The organism is Bartonella sp. AS69XJJH (assembly GCF_042195585.1).
Classification (GTDB): domain Bacteria; phylum Pseudomonadota; class Alphaproteobacteria; order Rhizobiales; family Rhizobiaceae; genus Bartonella.
In genome coordinates this window covers 1-3,437 of sequence record NZ_JBHIOO010000054.1, presented here as the reverse complement: position 1 = coordinate 3,437, position 3,437 = coordinate 1, and the positions used below count along the sequence as shown (strand labels likewise).

Here is a 3,437-nt window from a genome sequence, read left to right as displayed (position 1 = left end):
TAATCCGATTCTGGCTCAAGAACTCATCATCTCAAATTGCGACTTTTAGAGGAAGAAAAAAAGATTCATGGAAGAGGCTTTAAATGATCTTTGAAAGACCTTTGAAGACCCTTTGAGAACCTCTTTAAAACTCTTTGAAAAAAAATAAATTGCTACAAAACCTAGTGGCAAAATATACAAAACCCGCTGGCAAGCTACACTAGTGGCAAAATATACAAAACCCGCCGACAAGCTACAAAAGTGCTGTGGCGGAGGGGGTGGGATTCGAACCCACGGTACAGTCTCCTGCACGCCGGTTTTCAAGACCGGTGCCTTAAACCGCTCGGCCACCCCTCCAAACTAGATATGCTTTCTGACAAATTTCTTGCAAAAGGTCAATCATTTTAATACGCATTTTAAAGCGTTCTTTGTAAAATTATTTAAAATAATTCTTCATAAGTTAATTCTTTGAGTGTGTTATTTAAGAGTTTCATTTTTAAACATGATAGTTTTTTCTGAAAAAATGAAAGGTAATTATGATATTTATCATTTCTTTTTCCTGTTTAAAAATTTTTCACAAAGCAATATTTTTTAAGTTCTAACGATCGTTTTCATAATAATAAGAAATATCCACTTGAAAATGTTTGATAAATTATATCAAATTCCGGTCGTGTATTTTTGTATTATTTTACCTTTCCAGATATTTATTCTATTTAGATCGTTCATATCTGCGAAAAGAAAATGTTATTGCTCTGACAGTTTATGAGAGATAAATTTGTAAGAACGACATATATATTCAAGGAAAGTTTTTATTGAGTTTAAATAAGTACAATTCAATAAGAAAGCTCTTTAAAAGATTTTAATTTTTTAAATAAAAATATTCAGATATCTAGTGCATCTAAAAGTTATCTTGGAGGGAATGGCTGATTTGCACTATGTGGATAAAATTTTATGTAAGATTGCATCGACCGTTTAAAACCTTTCCAGATATGACTGGAAATAGGGTATATTTATAATGCTTTTTCTGTGGGATAAGCAAAAAGTTAATTGGAGTGGAAGAAAAGATTATTGAGCAATACGCTTAGATCAATAGATAGTTTGTTAGGATATTGCATAGTTTTTCAAGAATAGAATTTAAAAACGCTAAATTATGCAAAGGAAGAAAGCATAAACTTTAACAGACAAGGTTTTAAAAGCCAGTACATTTACAAGTATGTGTAAAATAAAAAATTATTTACAAAAGATTATTCGTACGTCTGAAGAGAGTGCCGCTGGTGAACCCATGCCATTTCGTTTGCGTGCTACGCCTGATGCGATCTCACGCATGGCAAATAAAAAGCAAGTAAAATAAAATAGTTATGTCTAATATGGGGAAATAGGTGAATCTTGATTCTATTACGTTTTTTTGTCTCTACCCCTAACTTTTTTGGAGCTTTTTTATCGCTTCTATAGCTAGCCTTTTGCGATCTGCGCTCTTTGTGTAAAGAGATGCCATATTATCATTTGTCCAGCCAAATAATGCTTTCAATTGTGATACTGTTGCACCAGAATTAGCTGCGCGTGTTGCTGCTAATTTTCTCAATCCATGCGCCGATTTTTTGATACCTGCTTGAGTACATGCCTTGTAAAATACACTTCCGAAACTATTTTTGTGTAATTTTTGGCTGTATTTACCACAAATAAATGTTTCATTTCCAATAGGACCAATTTTTAGAGTTTCTGCTAATTCAGGCAAAATGGGTAGAAAAACATCTGTTTGGAATTTACTTTTCTCTGTCTTGAGATGAATGATATTATCTTTGATATCTTTCCAACCAATTCGTACCGCATCACCACGACGCAAACCCGTGTAAAGAAGAACATCAATCCAGACGCGTTCATGTGAACCATGTGACCAATGGTGATAATATTTTTCAACATCTTCTTCTGTCCAAACAGCAAATCCATCTTTGTTTTTGAGAGGAGGTCTTTTGATTGCTAATGCTGGGTTATTCTCCAGAAGTTCTTGATCAATCGCCCAATTAAAAAGACCATTAAGTGCTTTTAGAAAATTTTGGGCAGCTGTTGGTTTCTCTTTCCGCCGTTCAACGCCGGCTATGATATGTTTTTTATCAATTATTTGGTATGGAACGTTGCCTATTGTATCGCATACCTTTATAAGGATACGTTCTCTCTGTTCTTGGGTTCCTTTAGCAAGATTATGCCAATTAGAGCTGTTTAAATACTGCTTAAGCAGCCATGCAAATGACCCTTCAACAAGTTTACCGGTTTTGGATTTAGGAAGTATCAGTCCTTGTAACTCGGCAAGTGCGCTTTTATAGTTGTCAACAAATTCTTGCGTTCCATAGGTACCGCGGATTCTAATGCGTTTGCCATGACCAATACGTACATACCATACAATTTTGCCATGTTGAGTAATTTGTTTGACAAGATGAGGAGGGCGTGGTTTTGGCATAATCAATTTTACATCTTAGAGAGCGCGGTTTCGTAATATTCATTCTTTGACAAATCTAAAAGTTTGTCTGGGTGGTTAACTGAATTTGGTAGTGGAATATCGGATTTGAGATAGATAAGCAGTTCACCGGTAGATTTGATTTCTACGAGTTCACAACCTTGTTTTTTAGCTTCTCTTAAAGCGCGTGCAATGGCTGGTTGCGTTATAGCAGCTGGACGAGGCGCCATATCTTTTCTCCTTACATTGAGATGCAATTCACGTGTGGCGTGAATCACGCATTACTTGAAAGTTGTTAGGAAAGGGTGGGGGTGCTAGGAGGCATGTGAAGCACTCCAACTTTTAAAAATCTGCAAGTTTATTTTTTAGATGTGCTTAATTTTATATTTCCAATCTTGTAATTGTGTAAGAGCCAAGGCTATTTTTCCTCTATGACACATACATACATTGGCTTCAAAACAGGTGATTGCAACGCGCTTTTTGTTTAAAAAAATTTGATATAATTTGTTTATTGCACAAGAATTATTCTTGAGAGTTGTATTTTGATAATCTTCAAAAAGGCGGTCATAATCTTGTTGTGTTTTCAAATTTCTTCGTTTTTCAGAAGCAATTCCAAGTTCAGGCATATGCATATATTCAATATCAATATTGCTTACAGCTTGCTCTAATTGTCTTTTTGAAAATCCGTGTTTTCTACTTATTGGATTTTTACGAACATCACATAAAGTTTTGATATTGTTTTCTATGAGACTCTTAAGATAATTCTCAAGGGACTTACCTTCATAGCCAATGGTAAAAAAACAAAATTCCTCATCTTTAGCAGGCTGTATGATAATATGTTTGATGTTACACATGTTTAATTTCCTTAGTAAATGGGTGGGGGTGCTTGTAGATATGCGGGGAACAAAACACCCCCATAGGTTTAAGCGGCTTTTGTTGAGAGTTGTTTTATCTCTCGTTCTATCTCTGCTAAAAAGGCTTCAACCGCTTGATTGATCTGTTCAAT

The 3,437-nt window shown here is 34.9% G+C and carries 4 protein-coding genes, 1 tRNA gene and 1 pseudogene; 1 reads left to right on the top strand and 5 read right to left on the bottom strand.

The features are described from left to right. Window positions 1–246: 246 nt before the first annotated feature. Window positions 247–336 (bottom strand) — tRNA-Ser (locus ACFIK6_RS09335). An 856-nt stretch (window positions 337–1,192) separates the two neighbouring features. On the opposite strand from ACFIK6_RS09335, the gene ACFIK6_RS09330 reads away from it, so the two are divergent. After that, on the top strand, window positions 1,193–1,330 hold the full coding sequence (locus tag ACFIK6_RS09330) for a hypothetical protein (protein ID WP_375642676.1): 138 nt from the start codon (window positions 1,193–1,195) through the stop codon (window positions 1,328–1,330). Window positions 1,331–1,396: 66 nt separating this feature from the next. On the opposite strand, the gene ACFIK6_RS09325 is transcribed toward ACFIK6_RS09330, so the two are convergent. From ACFIK6_RS09325 to ACFIK6_RS09310, 4 genes and pseudogenes are all read right to left on the bottom strand, one after another. Continuing rightward, window positions 1,397–2,434, bottom strand: a complete 1,038-nt coding sequence (locus ACFIK6_RS09325) for a tyrosine-type recombinase/integrase (protein WP_375642677.1) — start codon at window positions 2,432–2,434, stop codon at window positions 1,397–1,399. Between the two features lie 8 nt (window positions 2,435–2,442). Further along, window positions 2,443–2,661, bottom strand: coding sequence for a hypothetical protein (locus ACFIK6_RS09320; RefSeq protein ID WP_375642678.1), 219 nt, complete (start codon window positions 2,659–2,661; stop codon window positions 2,443–2,445). A gap of 135 nt (window positions 2,662–2,796) precedes the next feature. After that, entirely contained in the window at window positions 2,797–3,285 is a 489-nt protein-coding gene (locus ACFIK6_RS09315) for a DUF488 family protein (RefSeq protein ID WP_375642679.1), read from the bottom strand. A gap of 68 nt (window positions 3,286–3,353) precedes the next feature. Further along, window positions 3,354–3,437, bottom strand: a pseudogene (locus ACFIK6_RS09310) (exonuclease); the annotation flags it as partial.